The following is a 647-nucleotide window of genomic DNA, read 5'->3' on the forward strand; positions in this document are numbered from 1 at the left end:
TGGACTGGCTGTCCATGACGATGTAGGCGCCGCCGTACGCCTTGCGCAGGATGAGCGAGATACGGGGCACGGTGGCGTTGCAGTACGCGTACAGCAGCTTCGCGCCGTGCCGGATGATCCCGCCGTGCTCCTGGTCCACACCCGGGAGGAAGCCGGGGACATCCAGGAAGGTGAGGATCGGGATGTTGAAGGCGTCGCACATCTGGACGAAGCGGGCGGCCTTCTCGGACGCCTCGATGTCCAGCACACCTGCCAGCGACTGCGGCTGGTTGGCGACGATGCCGACGACCTGACCGTCCATCCGGGCGAGCGCGCAGATGATGTTGCGCGCCCAGCGCTCGTGGACCTCGAGGTACTCGCCGTCGTCGACGATCTCCCCGATGACCTCGGTCATGTCGTACGGCCGGTTGCCGTCGGCCGGGACCAGGTCCAGCAGGACGTCGCTGCGGCGCTCCGCGGCGTCGGAGTTCTCCGCCCGCGGCGGGTTCTCGCGGTTGTTCTGCGGGAGGAGGGAGAGGAGGTAGCGCACCTCGGCGAGGCAGGTCTCCTCGTCGTCGTAGGCGAAGTGGCAGACGCCCGAGGTCTCGGCGTGCACGTCGGCGCCGCCCAGGCCGTTCTGGGTGATCTCCTCGCCGGTGACCGCCTTG

Annotated in this window: 1 protein-coding gene; it reads right to left on the reverse strand. The window is 68.6% G+C overall.

Going from position 1 to position 647, the window contains the following annotated elements; translation table 11 throughout:
• Positions 1-647, reverse strand: a 647-nt coding sequence (locus HTV45_RS33255) for an acyl-CoA carboxylase subunit beta (RefSeq protein WP_285899716.1), incomplete at both ends; no start/stop codon positions are given.

Origin of the sequence: Streptomyces sp. CHD11, assembly GCF_018638295.1 — a bacterium.
Lineage (GTDB): Bacteria > Actinomycetota > Actinomycetes > Streptomycetales > Streptomycetaceae > Streptomyces.